The sequence below is a fragment of the Mycobacterium shottsii genome, from assembly GCF_010728525.1.
Lineage (GTDB): Bacteria > Actinomycetota > Actinomycetes > Mycobacteriales > Mycobacteriaceae > Mycobacterium > Mycobacterium marinum.
Genome location: NZ_AP022572.1, coordinates 2,007,910 through 2,025,530, shown reverse-complemented (window position 1 = coordinate 2,025,530; position 17,621 = coordinate 2,007,910). Strand labels below are relative to the sequence as shown.

The 17,621-nt window shown below is 66.8% G+C and carries 18 protein-coding genes and 4 pseudogenes; 10 read left to right on the top strand and 12 right to left on the bottom strand.

Annotated features, from left to right (window positions below; genetic code table 11):
- Nucleotides 1-17: 17 nt before the first annotated feature.
- The 6 genes and pseudogenes from G6N41_RS09575 to G6N41_RS09550 form a co-directional block, all read right to left on the bottom strand.
- Nucleotides 18-500, bottom strand: coding sequence for a hypothetical protein (locus G6N41_RS09575; protein ID WP_198967213.1), 483 nt, complete (start codon nucleotides 498-500; stop codon nucleotides 18-20).
- On the bottom strand, nucleotides 497-1,231 hold the full coding sequence (locus tag G6N41_RS09570; RefSeq protein ID WP_231608895.1) for a DUF4129 domain-containing protein: 735 nt from the start codon (nucleotides 1,229-1,231) through the stop codon (nucleotides 497-499). Before G6N41_RS09570 ends, G6N41_RS09575 begins: the two co-directional genes overlap by 4 nt.
- A pseudogene (locus tag G6N41_RS09565) lies at nucleotides 1,185-2,056 on the bottom strand (IS5 family transposase). The gene G6N41_RS09570 and the pseudogene G6N41_RS09565 overlap by 47 nt, the downstream one beginning before the upstream one ends.
- A 47-nt stretch (nucleotides 2,057-2,103) precedes the next feature.
- A pseudogene (locus G6N41_RS09560) lies at nucleotides 2,104-2,409 on the bottom strand (DUF4129 domain-containing protein); the annotation flags it as partial.
- 116 nt (nucleotides 2,410-2,525) lie between these two features.
- Nucleotides 2,526-3,393 (bottom strand): annotated as a pseudogene (locus tag G6N41_RS09555) (SDR family NAD(P)-dependent oxidoreductase).
- Nucleotides 3,390-3,992, bottom strand: a complete 603-nt coding sequence (locus tag G6N41_RS09550) for a TetR/AcrR family transcriptional regulator (RefSeq protein ID WP_012393258.1) — start codon at nucleotides 3,990-3,992, stop codon at nucleotides 3,390-3,392. Before G6N41_RS09550 ends, G6N41_RS09555 begins: the two are co-directional and overlap by 4 nt.
- A gap of 101 nt (nucleotides 3,993-4,093) precedes the next feature.
- Here G6N41_RS09550 and G6N41_RS09545 point away from each other — a divergent pair, with 101 nt between their 5' ends.
- Together G6N41_RS09545 and G6N41_RS09540 are read left to right on the top strand one after the other, a co-directional pair.
- Nucleotides 4,094-5,173, top strand: coding sequence for a phosphotransferase family protein (locus G6N41_RS09545; protein WP_407663800.1), 1,080 nt, complete (start codon nucleotides 4,094-4,096; stop codon nucleotides 5,171-5,173).
- Nucleotides 5,173-6,297 carry a hypothetical protein gene (locus tag G6N41_RS09540; protein ID WP_198967211.1) on the top strand — a complete coding sequence of 375 codons (1,125 nt, stop codon included), beginning with the start codon at nucleotides 5,173-5,175 and terminating at the stop codon, nucleotides 6,295-6,297. The genes G6N41_RS09545 and G6N41_RS09540 overlap by 1 nt, the downstream gene beginning before the upstream one ends.
- A gap of 126 nt (nucleotides 6,298-6,423) precedes the next feature.
- Here G6N41_RS09540 and G6N41_RS09535 read toward each other — a convergent pair whose 3' ends face one another.
- The 4 genes from G6N41_RS09535 to G6N41_RS09520 form a co-directional block, all read right to left on the bottom strand.
- Nucleotides 6,424-6,972, bottom strand: a complete 549-nt coding sequence (locus tag G6N41_RS09535) for a hypothetical protein (RefSeq protein ID WP_231608476.1) — start codon at nucleotides 6,970-6,972, stop codon at nucleotides 6,424-6,426.
- A gap of 10 nt (nucleotides 6,973-6,982) precedes the next feature.
- On the bottom strand, nucleotides 6,983-7,138 hold the full coding sequence (locus tag G6N41_RS09530; RefSeq protein WP_198965232.1) for a hypothetical protein: 156 nt from the start codon (nucleotides 7,136-7,138) through the stop codon (nucleotides 6,983-6,985).
- On the bottom strand, nucleotides 7,114-7,395 hold the full coding sequence (locus G6N41_RS09525; RefSeq protein WP_198965176.1) for a hypothetical protein: 282 nt from the start codon (nucleotides 7,393-7,395) through the stop codon (nucleotides 7,114-7,116). Before G6N41_RS09525 ends, G6N41_RS09530 begins: the two co-directional genes overlap by 25 nt.
- A gap of 72 nt (nucleotides 7,396-7,467) precedes the next feature.
- Nucleotides 7,468-7,683, bottom strand: coding sequence for a hypothetical protein (locus G6N41_RS09520; protein WP_198968060.1), 216 nt, complete (start codon nucleotides 7,681-7,683; stop codon nucleotides 7,468-7,470).
- Between the two features lie 258 nt (nucleotides 7,684-7,941).
- On the opposite strand from G6N41_RS09520, the gene G6N41_RS09515 reads away from it, so the two are divergent.
- A complete protein-coding gene (locus G6N41_RS09515) occupies nucleotides 7,942-10,425 on the top strand; it encodes a PE family protein (protein ID WP_231608991.1) in 2,484 nt (827 codons plus the stop codon).
- Between the two features lie 62 nt (nucleotides 10,426-10,487).
- Here G6N41_RS09515 and G6N41_RS09510 read toward each other — a convergent pair whose 3' ends face one another.
- A complete protein-coding gene (locus G6N41_RS09510) occupies nucleotides 10,488-11,510 on the bottom strand; it encodes a TIGR03617 family F420-dependent LLM class oxidoreductase (protein WP_198967806.1) in 1,023 nt (340 codons plus the stop codon).
- Here G6N41_RS09510 and G6N41_RS09505 point away from each other — a divergent pair.
- Together G6N41_RS09505 and G6N41_RS09500 are read left to right on the top strand one after the other, a co-directional pair.
- Nucleotides 11,506-12,377, top strand: a pseudogene (locus tag G6N41_RS09505) (IS5 family transposase). The gene G6N41_RS09510 and the pseudogene G6N41_RS09505 sit on opposite strands and share 5 nt — an antisense overlap.
- Nucleotides 12,378-12,448: 71 nt before the next feature.
- Entirely contained in the window at nucleotides 12,449-12,820 is a 372-nt protein-coding gene (locus tag G6N41_RS09500) for an ArsR/SmtB family transcription factor (RefSeq protein ID WP_011738780.1), read from the top strand.
- A gap of 150 nt (nucleotides 12,821-12,970) precedes the next feature.
- On the opposite strand, the gene G6N41_RS09495 is transcribed toward G6N41_RS09500, so the two are convergent.
- Complete coding sequence (locus G6N41_RS09495) at nucleotides 12,971-14,029, bottom strand: oxygenase MpaB family protein (RefSeq protein WP_198967210.1); 1,059 nt, start codon at nucleotides 14,027-14,029, stop codon at nucleotides 12,971-12,973.
- Nucleotides 14,030-14,224: 195 nt separating this feature from the next.
- Here G6N41_RS09495 and G6N41_RS28320 point away from each other — a divergent pair, with 195 nt between their 5' ends.
- From G6N41_RS28320 to dusB, 5 genes are all read left to right on the top strand, one after another.
- The gene (locus G6N41_RS28320) at nucleotides 14,225-14,536 is read left to right on the top strand and encodes a hypothetical protein (protein ID WP_198968056.1); all 312 of its coding nucleotides are present in this window, start codon (nucleotides 14,225-14,227) and stop codon (nucleotides 14,534-14,536) included.
- Nucleotides 14,512-14,793, top strand: coding sequence for a hypothetical protein (locus tag G6N41_RS28315; RefSeq protein ID WP_198965176.1), 282 nt, complete (start codon nucleotides 14,512-14,514; stop codon nucleotides 14,791-14,793). The genes G6N41_RS28320 and G6N41_RS28315 overlap by 25 nt, the downstream gene beginning before the upstream one ends.
- Nucleotides 14,769-15,245 carry an integrase catalytic domain-containing protein gene (locus G6N41_RS28310; RefSeq protein WP_231608893.1) on the top strand — a complete coding sequence of 159 codons (477 nt, stop codon included), beginning with the start codon at nucleotides 14,769-14,771 and terminating at the stop codon, nucleotides 15,243-15,245. Before G6N41_RS28315 ends, G6N41_RS28310 begins: the two co-directional genes overlap by 25 nt.
- 99 nt (nucleotides 15,246-15,344) lie before the next feature.
- A complete protein-coding gene (locus G6N41_RS09485; RefSeq protein ID WP_198967209.1) occupies nucleotides 15,345-16,361 on the top strand; it encodes an acyl-ACP desaturase in 1,017 nt (338 codons plus the stop codon).
- Between the two features lie 56 nt (nucleotides 16,362-16,417).
- A complete protein-coding gene (gene dusB / locus G6N41_RS09480) occupies nucleotides 16,418-17,503 on the top strand; it encodes a tRNA dihydrouridine synthase DusB (protein WP_407663739.1) in 1,086 nt (361 codons plus the stop codon).
- The last annotated feature ends 118 nt before the right edge of the window (nucleotides 17,504-17,621 follow it).

The window sequence follows — 17,621 nt, the reverse complement described above, 5'->3', positions numbered from 1 at the left end:
CCGATGCCAAGGGCCTGTCACACCTGCTCCAACCGCTGCAGTATCGCTTCGAGGGTCGCACGGCCGGGACCGGGCTGGCGATCCCCGGTGCGCGCGACATTGTTCGGATTGACCCACTCCCACAGGTCCTCCCCGAACAGCATGCTCCCGGTGGCGTGAAATGCCGCCGGATCTTTGGCTTGCCGCTGCCCGGTCGCGATTTCGTATCGTCGCGCCAGCATCGGACGCAAATGCCGGTCCCAGTCCGCCCGGGTGGATTCCGACCTACGGATCGTGGTCTCGGTACCCGACAGCCAGCGACGCAGTCCGTCGCCCACATCATCGGGGTCCGTCTCGGCCGGCGGCGCCATTGCGTGCCCTACCACTCGACGAATGTTGAGCAGCACAAGGGCGACGGCCACCCCCGATGCCGCCAGGACCAGTCGGTGGTCACGCACGGCCAGCGTCAGCAACTCCACCGCGACAATGAGCAAAACGCCCAGCACAATAAGCCTTTTCACATTTCATCGCCTCGGCCGGTCGAGGCACCCACGGGCGCCGCGAGTTCGTCGAGCACTAGCCGCAGAACGCGCACCGCCATCTCGCGGTGGCCCTCGTTCATGACATGCGTGCTGAACCGCGCTTCAGCGAACAGGTTCACCAGCTGTACGGCGTTATCGGCCTGCAGCGCATGATGTTGCACTGCGCGCGCTAACACCTCGGTTGGGGTGTCGAAGTCCTGCGGCGCGGCCGCGGGGACATTGGCCAGTTCGCGTTCCATGGCCGCATAGCAGGCGATGATCGCCTCGCGTGGATCGCGCTCGAGGTCGGCCATCTCGGCCAGTCCGACTTTGGCCGCCCGCACCAGCAGCTGCGAACGTTGCGGCGGGTCCGGGGATTCGCCGGCAACGTCGGTGTGGGTATTGGAGGTCTCGGCACGCCATCGGCGCCGCCACAGAACCGCCACCGCAGCCAGGATGGTCATGAGCAACGGGGCTGTTGCTGCGAGCAGAATTTCGAGGGTATTGATGTTGTCGTCGGAAGGCTGTTGTGGGTGTTGCGGCCTGGGCGCACCGTCGCCGGTCGGCGCCGGCACGCCGGGATCGGAAGCGGGCGCCGACTGCACGACTTCGTCCGGGGTAAACAGGCGCGACAGCAGCAGCGTGAGCAGTAGATAGGCGGCAATCACCGCTAGGTCCTGTCTGCTAATTGCGGACGCGGTGGTAGGTGATGATGGCGGCCAGGGTGGCACCGCCGAGGTAGGTCAGGGCGTATTTGTCGTAGCGGGTGGCGACCGCGCGCCAGTGTTTGAGCCGGTTGAAGCTTCGCTCGACGGTGTTGCGGTGCTTGTAGATTCGGCCTGAGAACCCCGGAGGCCGTCCTCTGTTGCGGCCTTTGGCTTTGCGGCGGGTGATCTGGTCGCTGCGCTCGGGGATGGTATGGGCGATCTTGAGCCGGCGCAGCTGTGCCCGCGTCGAGTCATGGGAGTACGCCTTGTCCGCCAGCAGGTGAAACGGGGCGTATGAGTTGCTGCGCCGGGCGGCCAGCAGTGGCCAAAGCATCGGATTATCACCGGCTTGACCGGCCGACAGTGCCAGGGTGACCGGACTGCACAGCTGGTCGGTCAAGGCGTGGATCTTGGTAGTCAGCCCGCCGCGGGAACGCCCAATGGCGTGGTCATCGGGCTCATCGAGATATTTCTTGTAATTCGACAGATCCCCTGTGCGGCGCCCGGGCGCGCTCCGGCTGCGTGTCGGTGGGCGCGCACACTGGTCGAATCGACCGACAACAGTGCGCCCAGGTCGGCGTCCTCGGCGTCGAGGTCAGAGGCGATCGCCGCGAAGATCCGCGCGTAGATGCCATCGACCGACCAGCGTAGATGCCTCTCGGCCACCGATTGCCAGGGACCGAAGTGCTCGGGCAGGTCACACCACGGAGATCCCGTACGGTAACGCCAGATAATGCCCTCCAGAGTACGTCGATGATCGTTCCACGGCCGGCCACGCCGCCGCCCCGCAGGCAACACCGCCACGATCAGCGACCACAAATCATCAGAAATCGCATGCGTCCGCATCACCCAAACAGCATCAGCCAAAACACCATTCACATTAAGCAGACACGCCCTAGTCCGATCGGCAACACCCGCCAACTGGTTCGTCGGTGTCCGCCGCCAAGCATTTGGGCGAGGTCCCCCGCGCTGGGCACCACTGCCCGCGGATCCCGCAGCCGCGCAATGATGGCGAATGCCATCAAGTCGACACTGCCGCTCAAGACCGCTATGACGAATACCAGCGCCGGACGGCTGTTGGCCGGTTCGGTGTGCGAGGTGCCATCGTCGTCCGGGAGATAGCCGCGCAGGGCAGCGGCAACCAGAATCAGCAACACGATCAGCGCAACAACGCGTCCCGTCGGCTTGTCAATTCCGGGCATCGGCACACACCTGCCTGCCGCCATCTGCGGCATGGTCTTTGTTCATAGTTGCACGTCAGGAGTCCCCGCCGCCAGGAACACGCACAATATCGCTGGCCGCCTCGGCGCCCTGGGCGCTAGTCGCGCCCGAACGCCCGAAAGCTACCGTCGAGGACTTCGTGATGGCCGATGGTGCGCCCGGTGACCAGGTCGGCATCCACCGACGCCAGCACCACGGCCGCTCGCGCGAATTCCTCCGCCGAAGCGGTGTCATCGAATTCGCGTGCGTAATAGGACAGCCCCGGGGGTCGGAATCGGCTTCGAAGGCGCCAGCGCGTTCACCGCGATGTGGTGGTCGGCGAGATCGAAAGCCGCACATTGGGTCAGGTGTTCGAGCGCGGCTTTGGAGCCGCCGTATCCGGGCAGGACGCCGCCGCTGCGGTCGGGATAGGGCCCGTCGCCGGGTAGCCGGGATGCCACCGAAGTGATGTTGATGATCGAGCCGGCCCCGGCCGCGATCATGTCGGGGCAGCTCAGTTGCATCAACTCGTATGCGGCAAAAACCGAAGTCTCGAAGTGCCGGCGGTACGCCGCCAACGGGACGCTGACGGATCCGGGCCAGCCCGGCTTGGCGACCGCGGCTCTGCTGGATTTGGCGCGCGGTGCCGCACCGGGCACCGGTGGCCGTCCGGGGGCGGTGAACGCGGCGTTGTTCACCAGAATTGTGATGGGGCCCAGGCTGTCCCGCGCCGCCGTCACCAGCGCCGCGACATCGTCGCGGTCGGTCAGATCGGCGCGCACCGCCACCGCACGTCCCCCTGCCGCCTCGATCTGGGCGACGGTGTCACCGATGGTTCCGGGCAAGCGGCTGTCCCACACCTGCTCGGTACGCCCGGCCACGACAACGGCGGCCTCTTCGGCGGCCAAGGCAAGCGCAATGGCGCGCCCCAGCCCACGGCTGGCGCCGGTGACGATGGCCGCCCGCCCGGCGAGCGCACCCGTCACCGGGTCACACCATGCACGAGTATCGCGGTGGTCTGATCCACCCACGCCTCGTCGAGCATCTGGTCCGGGTACAGCAGCACCCGCAGCATCGTGGCTCCCCCGATCAATTCGATCATCCGGTTCGGATCCACGTCGGGATGCGCCTCGCCACGGTCGACGGCCTCCTGCAGCCGGATACGCACCGTGGCGAACAACTCGGTGAAACGCGACAGCACCCGGGCGTTGAGGTCGGCGTCCGCGGTCATGTCGGCGACCAGCCCCGGCAATGCGGCTCGAACCACCGGGGTGGTGAAGACATCGCGCGTCGCCGCGACCATCATCCTGATATCCCCGGCGAAGTCGCCGGCCGGAGCCGACAGCGCGCTGGGCGTCACCGGAAACGCGGCCTCATGGACCAGCTCGGCCTTGCTCGACCACCGCCGGTACAACGCAGACTTGGTGGTGCCCGCCCGCTCCGCGACAGCAGCCAGGCTGAGGTTGGAATAGCCGATTTGCACAAGCAGTTCCATGGTCGCGCTCAAAATGGCAAAGTCGATGCGGGGATCCCGCGGCCGCCCGGCGCCGGGGGCCTTGTCAAGGGAAGAGGGGTCCGCTTTCATAACGCTACCTACCGTATCGTAATTGCATCTTGAAGGAAGCAGCTGTGGCCAACGAAACGCCGGTCGAAGATGTAGCCCACCTACAGCGCTCCAGCCGCGACATGACGACTTTGCCGGCAGTGATGGCACGGTGGCTGGCGGGCGTGCTGCCCGGCAACGCGGCACCCGAGGTGACCGTGGAAAGCGGTGTCGACTCGACGGGGATGTGTTCGGAAACGATCATCCTGACCGCACGTTGGCACGAGGATCACCGGCCGGTGCAGCAGAAGCTGGTGGCCCGGGTGGCGCCGGCCGCCGGCGACGTGCCCGTGTTCCCCAGCTATCGACTCGACCACCAATTCGAAGTCATCAAGCTGGTGGGTGAACTCAGCGACGTCCCGGTGCCCCGAGTGCGCTGGATGGAACCCACCGGAGAAGTGCTGGGGACGCCGTTTTTTCTGATGGACTACGTCGAGGGCCTGGTACCGCCCGACGTGATGCCCTACACGTTCGGCAACAACTGGTTCGCCGATGCGCCGGCCGAACGGCAGCGTGAGCTACAGGACGCCACCGTCGGACTGTTGGCCATGCTGCATTCAATACCGAACCCGCAAGACATATTTGGATTCCTGTCCGACGGTCCGTCCGGTGACACCGCGCTGCGCAGGCATTTCGACTGGGTGCGCTCGTGGTACGACTTCGCGGTACCTGGCATCGGCAAATCCGCGCTGATAAAGCGGACCTTCCAGTGGCTGCAAGAGCACTGGCCCAGCGAGGTGGCCGCACGCGAACCGGTGCTGCTTTGGGGCGACGCCCGGGTGGGCAACGTCTTGTACCGCGACTTTCGGCCCGTGGCGGTACTGGACTGGGAGATGGTCACGTTGGGACCCCGTGAACTCGATGTCGCGTGGATGATATTTGCGCACATGGTTTTTGAAGAACTTGCCGGATTGGCGACGTTGCCCGGGCTGCCCACGGTGATGCGCGAGGACGACGTACGCCGCACCTACCAGCGACTCACCGGTACCCAACTTGGTGACCTGCACTGGTTTTACGTCTATTCCGGAGTCATGTGGGCCTGCGTCTTCATGCGCACCGGGGCGCGTCGGGTGCATTTCGGTGAAGTGGAAAAGCCCGACGATGTCGAATCACTTTTCTACCACGCTGGATTGATGAAACGTCTGATCGGAGATGAGCGCTGATGCCGCAACCACTTGGCCCCCTCGACGAGTACCCGGTACATCAACTTCCCCAACCGATCGCCTGGCCCGGCTCCTCCGACCGCCATTTCTACGACCGCTCCTACTTCAACGCCCATGACCGCACCGGAAACATCTTTGTGATCAGCGGTATCGGCTACTACCCCAACCTCGGCGTCAAGGAAGCGTTCCTGCTGATCAGGCGCGGGGATACCCAAACCGCGGTGCACCTTTCGGACGCGATCGATCAGGACCGGCTGCACCAGCATGTCAACGGCTACCGGATCGACGTGATAGAGCCGCTGCGCAAGCTGCGCCTGGTGCTGGACGAAACCGAAGGCGTGTCAGCCGATCTCACCTGGGAGGGGTTGTTCGACGTCGTTGCGGAGCAGCCGCATCTGCTGCGGTCCGGCAACCGGGTGACCCTGGATGCGCAGCGCTTCGCCCAGCTGGGCACCTGGAGCGGCCAAATCCAGGTCGAGGGGCAGCAGATCGACGTCGACCCGGCGACCTGGATCGGTAGTCGGGACCGATCGTGGGGCATCCGGCCGGTCGGCGAGCCCGAGCCGGCTGGGCGACCCGCTGACCCGCCGTTTGAGGGCATGTGGTGGCTGTATGTCCCCATGGCGTTCGACGACTTCGCGATCGTGCTGATCATTCAAGAGGAGCCCAGCGGATTCCGCTCGCTCAATGACTGCACCCGGATCTGGCGTGATGGCCGCGTCGAACAGCTGGGCTGGCCGCGGGTAAAGATTCACTACCGCTCGGGCACCCGCATCCCGACCGGGGCAACCATCGACGCCACCAGACCCGATGGCACGCCGGTGCACTTCGATGTGGAATCCAAGCTGGCGGTTCCGATTCATGTCGGCGGTGGCTACGGCGGCGATTCGGACTGGCTGCACGGCATGTGGAAGGGCGAGAAGTTCGTCGAGCGGCTGACCTACGGCATGACCGATCCGGCGATCATCGCGCGGTCCGGCTTCGGCGTCATCGACCACGTGGGCCGCGCGGTATGCCGTGACGGCGACACGGATCCGGTGGAAGGCTGGGGCCTCTACGAGCACGGGGCGCTGGGACGCCACGACCCGTCGGGTTTCTCCGACTGGCTCACGGTTGCGCCCTGACCGCACCGCGCGTTGCTCGACGCCCGGCGTACGCGATCAGAGCGCCAAGAACCCGTGATGCATCGAGTCAAGATGCCTGCGAAACCTGGTTCATGCATCAGGTAAGGAATGCCCGCGAAATCGGGGTCAGGTGGTGGTCTTGCTTTTGATGCGGATGCCGGCTTTGAGGGCGGGTAGAGCGGCGGGTATGGCGGCGAGGTAGAGCTGTTCGGTCTTGTCTTTGGCGAGTCTGAGCAGGGCGGCTTGCAGGTCGGCGATCTGGTGGGCGATCGCGGCGGGGTTGAGGCTGTTGCGGTAGGTGAGCAGCTCTGTTTGTTGGGCCGCTGAGAGGACTCCGGCGGCCAGCAGCCGGTCCAGGGGGGTCTGGGGCTTGTCGTAGAGCCGGCGGCGGTGACCGTCGCGGCTGCAGCCGTAGCTGATGGGTTTGATGGTGGGGGTCAGGTAGTTGAGCCGGTCGTTGACCAGGTGCCACAGCCGGTTGAGCACGGCGCGTTCTTCGTCGGTGTCGTAGCGGTAGTAGAACCCGTAGCGACGCACGAGGTGGTTGTTTTTGGACTCGATGGTGGCCTGGTCGTTCTTCTTGTAGGGCCGTGAGCGGGTGAAGAAGATCTCCATGTCCGCGGCCCACTTGATGACCGCCTTATTGAGGAATTCGGTGCCGTTGTCGAAGTCCAAACCCGTTACCTTATAGGGATTTTAGTAATTCCGGTTTTGAGGGCGCCCAGGATGTGGGGTGGGCGTTGTTGCGCACCGTGCGGGTGAACACCCAGCCGATGTGCATGTCGGTGAGGTTGACCGTGCGGGCGAACTCACCTTTCAGTGTCGGGCCGCAGTGCGCCACGGTGTCGCCTTCGAAGAACCCCGGAGATTCTTCGGCCTCATCGCCTGCTTTGCAGATGGTGATCGAGGACCGCAGCAGCGGGAGGGTTTCGTCGTCGACACACCCGAGATCTGGTCGCGGGCCTTGGCGCCGCGCAGGTAGCGGTCGATCGTGGCGCTGCTCATCGCCAACAGCTCGGCACGCACCGCCGGGCCGTAACGGTCACGGCCGTCCACCAGTTCGCCGTGGCGTTCTAGAGCATCCAACTGAAGTGCCATGGAAGCGGCCAGATACCGGCCGCACTGCCCGCCTGAGGCCGCCCACACCTTCTGCAACACCTTGAGCGCATCCTAGGAGTACTTCGGATTGCGTTGCCGGCGAGTCCGTTTGGCGACCTGCCGACCCGCTCCCGGCGGCGCGGCCGCCGCCCTCAACCGCCGCCGGGCGTTGTCACGCGACCAGCCGGTGACCGCCACCACCTGATCCAGAATCTGCCCCTTGCCCGCCTTCGGCGCCCCCACATACGCCCTGGCGAACTTCGCGGTGATCTCGGCCCGAGACGACATCGACAGCCCACTTCCCATGCCTGCTGAGGATCGACCGTTTCGCGGGCATTTTTACGTGATGCACCGAGGACGCTTCACGGGCATTTTTCGTGATGCTTGCCGGAACCTGGTATTTCACACCGCATCCGCAGTAGGCTCCAGTTTGTCGAGCGTATCGATGGAGATCCGAGCCGCAGCCCGGGTGTAACGACCCAGCGGAGGTGTGACATGACGCTTGTTGACGTGGTGCCCGGCATGGTGTAGGCCGCGGCAAACGATCTGGCAGGCCTGAATTCGACCCTCAATGCGGCCAATTCGGCCGCCGCTACCCGGATAACAACGGTCGTGGCCGCGGCCCAAGACGAGGTGTCGGCGGCGATCGCGGCGCAGTTTTCCGGCCATGGCCTGGCCTATCAGCAGCTCAGTACCCAGGTGGGGGTCTTTTCTGACCAGTTCGTGGCGGCCCTGAGCGCCAGCGCCAGCGGCTATTCCGCCGCGGAAGCGGCCAACACCGGCCCGCTGCAGCAGCTGTTGACCATCGTCAACGCGCCGTTGCTGGCGGCCACGGGGCGCCCGCTGATCGGCAACGGCGCCAACGGGGCCCCGGGGACCGGAGCCAACGGTGGCGATGGCGGCTGGTTGCTCGGTGACGGCGGGATCGGCGGCTCGGGCACACCGGGCACCGTCGCCAACCCGACCGGCGGGGTCGGCGGGGCTGGCGGGGCGGCGGGACTCTTGGGCTCGGGAGGCGCCGGCCGGGCCGGCGGGAGCTCGCCGTTGGGCGACGGAGGTGCCGGCGGGGTCGGCGGAGCCGGCGGATCGTTGTCGGGTAACGCCGGGGCCGGCGGGGCCGGCGGGCCCGGCTTGTTCGGCTTCACCGGCGGCGCCGGTGGGGCCGGCGGGGCCGGCGGACTGTTGGGTGCCGGGGGCCTCGGGGGTGCCGGCGGGTACGGCCCCGGCGGGGTCGGCGGGACCGGTGGGGCCGGTGGCGCCGGCGGGCTGCTGGCCGGGCTGGTCCGTGCCGGCGGCGGCCATGGCGGGACCGGCGGGTTCGGTGCCGGTGGGACCGGGGGCGATGGCGGGGCGGGCGGCAACGCCGGACTGTTCGGTGGCCCGGGTGGGGCCGGCGGCACGGGCGGAGTCGGTACCGGCGGGGACGGGGGCAATGGTGGGGCCGGCGGCAACGCCGGCGCGCTGTTCGGCACGGGCGGGGCCGGTGGGGCCGGTGGCAGCGGAGTTGCCGGCGCCGGCGGGGTCGGCGGGGCCGGTGGCAACGCCGGGTTGCTGTTCTCGGCCGGCGGCGTCGGCGGTGCCGGCGGGTACGGCTCCTCCGACGGCGGCGCGGGCGGGGCCGGCGGCAACGGCGGGCTGCTGTACTCCAACGGCGGGGTCGGCGGGACCGGCGGGTACGGCGCTGCCGCCGCCGGTGGTGCCGGCGGGGCCGGCGGCAGGGCCGGCCTGGCGATCGGCGGCGGTGGGGCCGGCGGTGCCGGCGGCGAGGGCGCCACCACCGGCGGGGACGGTGGTGCGGGGGGCACTGGGGTGCTCATCGGCAACGGCGGCAATGCCGGTGTCGGCGGGACCGGCCCGGCGGCCGGCGCGACGGGGGTCGGCGGGACCAGCGGGCTGTTGCTGGGGCTGGACGGATTCAACGCGCCAGCCAGCACCTCGCCACTGCATACCTTCCAGCAACAGGCACTGGGCGCGGTCAACGCGCCCGTCCAGACCCTCACCGGGCGCCCGCTGATCAGCAACGGCACCCCCGGGGCCGCGGGCAGCGGCGCCGCCGGGACCGCGGGCGGATGGGTGTTCGGTGACGGCGGGGCCGGCGGGTCCGGCGCGATGAGCACCGGTGCCGATGGCGGGGCCGGCGGTGTGGCCGGGATGTGGGGCACCGGCGGGTCCGGCGGGAACGGCTCCGCCGGGATCGGCGGTGGTCTTACCGGCGGCGCCGGCGGGGCTGGCGGCGCCGGCGGATGGCTGACCGGCACCGGCGGGGCCGGCGGTTCCGGCGGCTACTCATCGACCGCGGATGGCGGCGTCGGCGGGGCCGGCGGCGCCGGCGGGCTGTGGGGCGGCGGAGGGATCGGCGGGACTGGCGGCTTCGGCGCGTTGGACGGCGCGGCCGGTGGTGTTGGCGGAGCCGGCGGGCTGCTGGGCGGGCTGGTCGGAGCCGGCGGCGGAGACGGTGGGGCCGGCGGTTACGGCCTTACCGGTGCTGGTGGCGCCGCCGGGGCCGGCGGCAATTCCGGGCTGCTCGGCGGCCCGGGTGGATCCGGCGGAGCGGGTGGGGGCGGCGCCTTCTCCGACGGCGGTGTCGGTGGGGCCGGCGGCAGCGCCGGGTTGCTGTTCGGCAGCGGCGGGATCGGCGGCGACGGCGGGTTCGGCAGCAACACTGGCGGTGCCGGCGGGGCCGGCGGGAATGCCGGGTTGTTGTTCTCCAGCGCCGGGGCCGGTGGCTTCGGCGGATTCGGTGTCGCTAACGGCGGCGGCTCCGGCGGTGCCGGCGGCAATGCCGGCTTGCTGGGCTGCGGCGGGGCCGGCGGCACTGGCGGAATACTGCTGGGTACCGGCCGGGCCGGCGGGTCCGGCGCAGAATCGTTGAGCGTCGGCGATAGCGGCGGGGCCGGTGGCATGGGCGGCAACGCCGTGCTGATCGGCACCGGCGGCAACGGCGGCGTGGGCACCAGCACCGGCACTCGCGGCGCCGGCGGCTCCGGTGGGCTGCTGCTCGGCCAAGACGGAAGCGACGGCCTGCCCTAGCCGATGCGCCCGCCCCCGAATCCATCAGGGCCCTGAAGCGCGTGACAGACAACCCAATTGGTTCAGCGCAGCTCATCGATGATCGCAGCGAGCGTGCAAAGCCCAATGGGTGCGGCCTGATACAGGCACACGGTGTCAGAGATCCCATCCACCCGATCGCGGATGTGCGCCGCAACGTCGGCGGGTGTGCCGCAGGCCGCCAAGGTGTGCATCATGGTGTCGTCGATCAGCGCGCCCATTTCCTGCCAGCGCCCCCGCTTGGACAGCGCGTTGAGTTCGGGCTGCAGGTCTTCCCAGCCGTGCGCCGCCAGCACCGGCCGGTACGCGGGGGTAGACCCGTAGAAGGCCAGCAGCCGTCGGGTGCCCGCGGCGGCCTGTTCCCGGTCGGCCTCGGTGTCGCCGGCCGACACGATGATCTCCGGAATAATCGTGAATTCGTCGGCCTGACGCCCGCCGGCGCGCAGCCCCTCGTGCACCGCCGGCATTGTGTTGGCATGCAGAAAACGCTTGGAGCCAAACGGCATTACCAGCAGACCGTCGGCATGCTGGGCGACGGCCCGGGTCAGCCTGGGCCCGAGCGCACCGACGTATATCGGGGGCGGGCCAAAGGGAATTGGGCCGGGGTTGAAAGTCGGTGTCATCAGCGTGTGCCGGTAGAACTGTCCGCGAAATTTCAAGCGGTCACCGCAATTCCAAGCAGCAAAGATTGCCCGCAAGGCAGCGATCAGCTCGGTCATCCGGGCGACCGGGTGGTCGAACGCGGCGCCGAACCGATTCTCGATCTGGGCGCGCACCTGGGTGCCAAGGCCCAGGATGAATCGGCCGCCGCTGAGCAGCTGGTGGTCATAGGCCTGGTGGGCCAGGTGTATCGGATTGCGCGGAAAAGCGATCGCCACGTTGGTCATCAGATCCAGGCCGCCTACCGTGGCGGCGAGGGTCAGTGGAGCGAATACGTCGTGTGGGCCCTCAAAGGTGGCCACGCCAGTCGCACCTGCGTCCCGCAGCTCCCGGGCCCGCTCGGCCGCATCGGCTAGGGCGTGTCTGCTTAATGTGAATGGTGTTTTGGCTGATGCTGTTTGGGTGATGCGGACGCATGCGATTTCTGATGATTTGTGGTCGCTGATCGTGGCGGTGTTGCCTGCGGGGCGGCGGCGTGGCCGGCCGTGGAACGATCATCGACGTACTCTGGAGGGCATTATCTGGCGTTACCGTACGGGATCTCCGTGGCGTGACCTGCCCGAGCACTTCGGTCCCTGGCAATCGGTGGCCGAGAGGCATCTACGCTGGTCGGTCGATGGCATCTACGCGCGGATCTTCGCGGCGATCGCCTCTGACCTCGACGCCGAGGACGCCGACCTGGGCGCACTGTTGTCGGTCGATTCGACCAGTGTGCGCGCCCACCAACACGCAGCCGGAGCGCCCCGGGCGCCGCACAGGGGGATCTGTCGAATTACAAGAAATATCTCGATGAGCCCGATGACCACGCCATTGGGCGTTCCCGCGGCGGGCTGACTACCAAGATCCACGCCTTGACCGACCAGCTGTGCAGTCCGGTCACCCTGGCACTGTCGGCCGGTCAAGCCGGTGATAATCCGATGCTTTGGCCACTGCTGGCCGCCCGGTGCAGCAACTCATACGCCCCGTTTCACCTGCTGGCGGACAAGGCGTACTCCCATGACTCGACGCGGGCACAGCTGCGCCGGCTCAAGATCGCCCATACCATCCCCGAGCGCAGCGACCAGATCACCCGCCGCAAAACCAAAGGCCGCAACAGAGGACGGCCTCCGGGGTTCTCAGGCCGAATCTACAAGCACCGCAACACCGTCGAGCGAAGCTTCAACCGGCTCAAACACTGGCGCGCGGTCGCCACCCGCTACGACAAATACGCCCTGACCTACCTCGGCGGTGTCACCCTGGCCGCCATCATCACCTACCACCGCGTCCGCAATTAGCAGACAGGACCTAGACGCCCAACAACCGGTGATCTTGACACCACACCAACAATCTGAACTATTATCTGCGTATACATGCAGATAACAGATCACAGCCCTTGCCGGACGATCAGGTGGGCTTGGTGGTCGAGGTGTTTCGGATGCTTGCCGACGCCACTCGCGTGCAGGTCCTATGGTCGCTGGCCGATCGCGAGATGTCGGTCAATGAACTCGCCGAACACATCCACAAGCCCGCACCGTCGGTCTCCCAGCACCTGGCGAAGCTGCGGATGGCGCGGCTGGTGCGCACCCGCCGGGACAAGACGACGATTTTCTACAGCCTGGAAAACGAGCACGTGCGGCAGTTGGTGATCGATGCGGTCTTCAACGCCGAGCACGCCGGCCCCGGCGTCCCCCGCCATCACCGATCCGACGGTGGGCTGCAGGCCGTAACCGACGCCTAACCGAGCCCCTCAGAACCACAACATGTTTCACACAAAAAGAAAGGAGATGAATCCATGTCCGATGAGCACACCCACCACGGGCCGCATGCGCACGAACACCGGCACGGCGAGGTGACCCACAGCCACGCGCACAGCTGACACCGCGCCGGATCAGACCTCAGGGCAGTAGTGCATGGGGTTGTCACGCTCGTCCAGCGGCGGCAGGTTGCGCGCCGGAGTCTGCACCAATGGCGCGTCGGCTGGGATACGCCCCATGGCCCGATCCCAGCCGGCGCGCCCCCGCGGATGCTTGCGCATTCGACGCGGCACCAGCGCAAAGATCAGGCGCACGAGGTCCCCGAAGCGCCGGTGTAGCCACTCATCGCGCCGCGACCACTGATAACCCATCAGGGTTCGTACCGGTGGGTCATAAAGACCGACGGTCACCCAGACAAAAAACGGGGCCAACAACTTTCGCTGCAACGCCCACAGCCGGTCCGGAACCCGTTGCGCAAATGGCGGTTTGGGCAGTTCGGTCAGATCGAGCACGGCGCGCGCGGCGAAGTTGTTCTCCAGCACTTTGCAGCACATGTGGTCCCAGTAGACCTGGAATTCCTCCCAGGACGCCGGAACGGGCCGCATGCTCATGCCATACATCCGGTACCACTGCACGTGTTCGTCGAACAGCTGGCGCTTCTGCGCTTCGGTCAACCCCCCACAGAACCGTTCGGCCACGTGAATTGTGCCGACAAAGAACGTGGCGTGCGCCCAGTAGAAGACGTCCGGGTTCAGGGCGTGGTATCGGCGGCCCGCCGCGTCCACCCCTTTGATGTTGACGTGATAGTCACGGACTTCGGCGCCGGTGACCGGGGCGCGGTCGCCGTCGAACACCACGCCGCCGATCGGATAGAGCGACCGCAACAGCCTGGGCCAGCGCTCACGAAAAAACGTCGAGTGATCCTCGACGGCTGCGCCCAGTTGAGGGTGCATGTTCTGCATGGATCCCGCCCATGGCCCCTGCAACATGCCGCGCCAGTCGCCGAAATACCGCCACGTCAACGAGTCCGGCCCCAGCGGGATCGGCGGCGCCTGATAGCCCAGCGGCGAAACCGGACAACCGGTTGCTGCGGGTTGCGAATCGCCGGGCGCGGCAACCTGGCCGGCGGAGTTCGTCGACGACTTCGGCTCGGCGCTGGTCAGCGGGCAGGCCGCGGACGTATCTTGGGTCACTGGTGTCCCCCGGGCGGTTGGGTGATGTCAGCAATTTTGACTACACGCGTTGTCACTTGATTCTAGGAGGGATGTGCAGGCGGGTCAAAGACGCGGCAAGCATCACGAGAAATGCCCGTGAAGCGTCCTCGGTGCATCACGTAAAAATGCCCGCGAAACGGTCGATCCTCAGCAGGCATGGGAAGTGGGCTGTCGATGTCGTCTCGGGCCGAGATCACCGCGAAGTTCGCCAGGGCGTATGTGGGGGCGCCGAAGGCGGACAAGGGGCAGATTCTGGATCAGGTGGTGGCGGTCACCGGCTGGTCGCGTGACAACGCCCGGCGGCGGTTGAGGGCGGCGGCCGCGCCGCCGGGAGCGGGTCGGCAGGTCGCCAAACGGACTCGCCGGCAACGCAATCCGAAGTACTCTAGGATGCGCTCAAGGTGTTGCAGAAGGTGTGGGCGGCCTCAGGCGGGCAGTGCGGCCGGTATCTGGCCGCTTCCATGGCACTTCAGTTGGATGCTCTAGAACGCCACGGCGAACTGGTGGACGGCCGTGACCGTTACGGCCCGGCGGTGCGTGCCGAGCTGTTGGCGATGAGCAGCGCCACGATCGACCGCTACCTGCGCGGCGCCAAGGCCCGCGACCAGATCTCGGGTGTGTCGACGACGAAACCCTCCCGCTGCTGCGGTCCTCGATCACCATCTGCAAAGCAGGCGATGAGGCCGAAGAATCTCCGGGGTTCTTCGAAGGCGACACCGTGGCGCACTGCGGCCCGACACTGAAAGGTGAGTTCGCCCGCACGGTCAACCTCACCGACATGCACATCGGCTGGGTGTTCACCCGCACGGTGCGCAACAACGCCCACGCCCACATCCTGGGCGCCCTCAAAACCGGAATTACTAAAATCCCCTATAAGGTAACGGGTTTGGACTTCGACAACGGCACCGAATTCCTCAATAAGGCGGTCATCAAGTGGGCCGCGGACATGGAGATCTTCTTCACCCGCTCACGACCCTACAAGAAGAACGACCAGGCCACCATCGAGTCCAAAAACAACCACCTCGTGCGTCGCTACGGGTTCTACTACCGCTACGACACCGACGAAGAACGCGCCGTGCTCAACCGGCTGTGGCACCTGGTCAACGACCGGCTCAACTACCTGACCCCCACCACGGCAAGCATCACGAAAAATGCCCGCGAAGCGCCCTCGGTGCATCACGGGCATTTTTCGTGATGCTTGCCGCAAACTTGATGCTACCGATCGACACAGATATATTGACTGCAACCCACAGACACAGATAAATCCGCAAAACCACAGATACTGGAGGGCGCCATGTCGGCCCCGCTGACCGACCTACACCTGCTGCACGAGCTTGAACCGGTCGTTGAGAAGTACCTCAACCGGCACCTCAGCATGCACAAGAACTGGAACCCGCACGACTACATCCCGTGGTCGGACGGCAAGAACTACTACGCTCTGGGCGGCCAGGACTGGGACCCCGAGCAGAGCAAACTTTCCGATGTCGCCCAGATCGCGATGGTGCAGAACCTGGTCACCGAGGACAACCTGCCCTCCTATCACCGCGAGATCGCGATGAACATGGGCATGGACGGCGCCTGGGGCCAGTGGGTCAACCGGTGGACCGCCGAGGAGAACCGACACGGCATCGCGCTGCGCGACTACCTGGTGGTGACCCGCTCCGTCGACCCGTTCGAGCTGGAAAAGCTGCGGCTCGAGGTGGTCAACCGCGGCTTCAGCCCGGGCCAGAACCACCAGGGCAACTATTTCGCCGAGAGCGTCACCGACTCGGTCATCTACGTGAGCTTCCAGGAACTGGCCACCCGCGTTTCGCACCGCAACACCGGCAAGGCCTGCAACGATCCCATCGCCGACCAGCTGATGGCCAAGATCTCGGCCGACGAGAACCTGCACATGATCTTCTACCGCGATGTCAGCGAGGCCGCGTTCGATCTGGCGCCCAACCAAGCGATGAAGTCGCTGCACCTGATCCTGCACAACTTCAAGATGCCCGGGTTCCAGGTGCCCGAGTTCCGGCGCAAAGCGGTGATCATCGCCGTCGGCGGCGTCTACGACCCGCGCATCCACCTCGAAGAGGTCGTCATGCCGGTGCTGAAGAAGTGGCGCATCTTCGAGCGCGAGGACTTCACCGGCGAGGGCGCCAAGATGCGCGACGAACTTGCCCTGCTGGTCAAGGAACTCGAGATGTCCTGCGACAAGTTCGAGGAGTCCAAGCAGCGCCAACTCGATCGGGAAGCCCGTACCGGCAAGCGGGTGTCGGCCTTCAAACTGCACAAGACAGCCGGCAAGCTGCCGATGAGCCGGCGGTAGTTCCGGCTTTGCGCATCGGCCCGATCGAGCTGGCCAGCCCGGTTGTATTGGCGCCGATGGCTGGTGTGACCAATGTCGCATTCCGCACGCTGTGTCGTGAACTAGAGCAGGCCAAGGTCGGCACGGTCAGTGGACTGTATGTCTGTGAGATGGTGACCGCGCGCGCGCTGGTCGAGCGCCATCCGGTCACCATGCACATGACCACGTTCGCCCCGGACGAGTCGCCCCGGTCGCTGCAGCTCTACACCGTCGACCCCGACACCACATACGCTGCGGCCCGCATGATCGCCGAGGAGGGCTTGGCCGATCACATCGACATGAACTTCGGCTGCCCGGTCCCCAAGGTGACCAAGCGTGGCGGCGGGGCCGCCCTGCCGTACAAGCGGCGGCTGTTCGGCCAGATCGTCGCCGCCGCGGTGCGCGGGGTCGAGGGCACCGGCATACCGGTGACGGTCAAGTTCCGCATCGGCATCGACGACGCGCACCAAACGCACCTCGATGCCGGCCGCATCGCCGAGGCCGAAGGCGCCGCCGCGGTCGCACTGCACGCCCGGACCGCGGCACAGCGCTACTCGGGCACGGCCGATTGGGAGCAGATCGCGCTGCTCAAGCAACACGTGCGAACGGTCCCGGTGCTCGGCAACGGAGACATCTACGACGCCAGCGACGCGCTGGCGATGATGGCCGCCACCGGATGCGACGGCGTTGTCATCGGTCGCGGCTGCCTGGGCCGGCCGTGGCTGTTCGCCGAATTGTCGGCGGCTTTCACCGGCAACCCGGCACCCACGCCCCCCACCCTGGGCGAGGTGACCGACATCATCCGCCGGCACGGCGAACTACTGGCCGCGCACTTCGGCGAGGACAAGGGCATGCGCGATATCCGCAAGCATGTCGCCTGGTACCTGCACGGATTTCCGGCCGGATCCGACCTGCGCCGCGCGTTGGCGCTGGTCAAGACCTCCGACGAACTCGACTCCCTGCTGGCGCGGCTCGACCCCGACGTCCCCTTCCCCGAAGCCGCCAACGGCCCCAGGGGCCGGCAGGGTTCACCCTCCCGAGTCGCCCTTCCCGAGGGGTGGCTGGACGACCCCGATGACTGCCGGGTGCCCGACGGCGCGGACGTCATGCACTCCGGTGGCTAGCCCCCACGACGTCCGGCAGTCGAACTGAGACGCTCTCGAAATCGCGTGTGCGCCGATAAGTCAGTACGATGTGGGCTTTATTGCATTGCGAGGCGCCATCACCTTGGCGCTGCGCTGT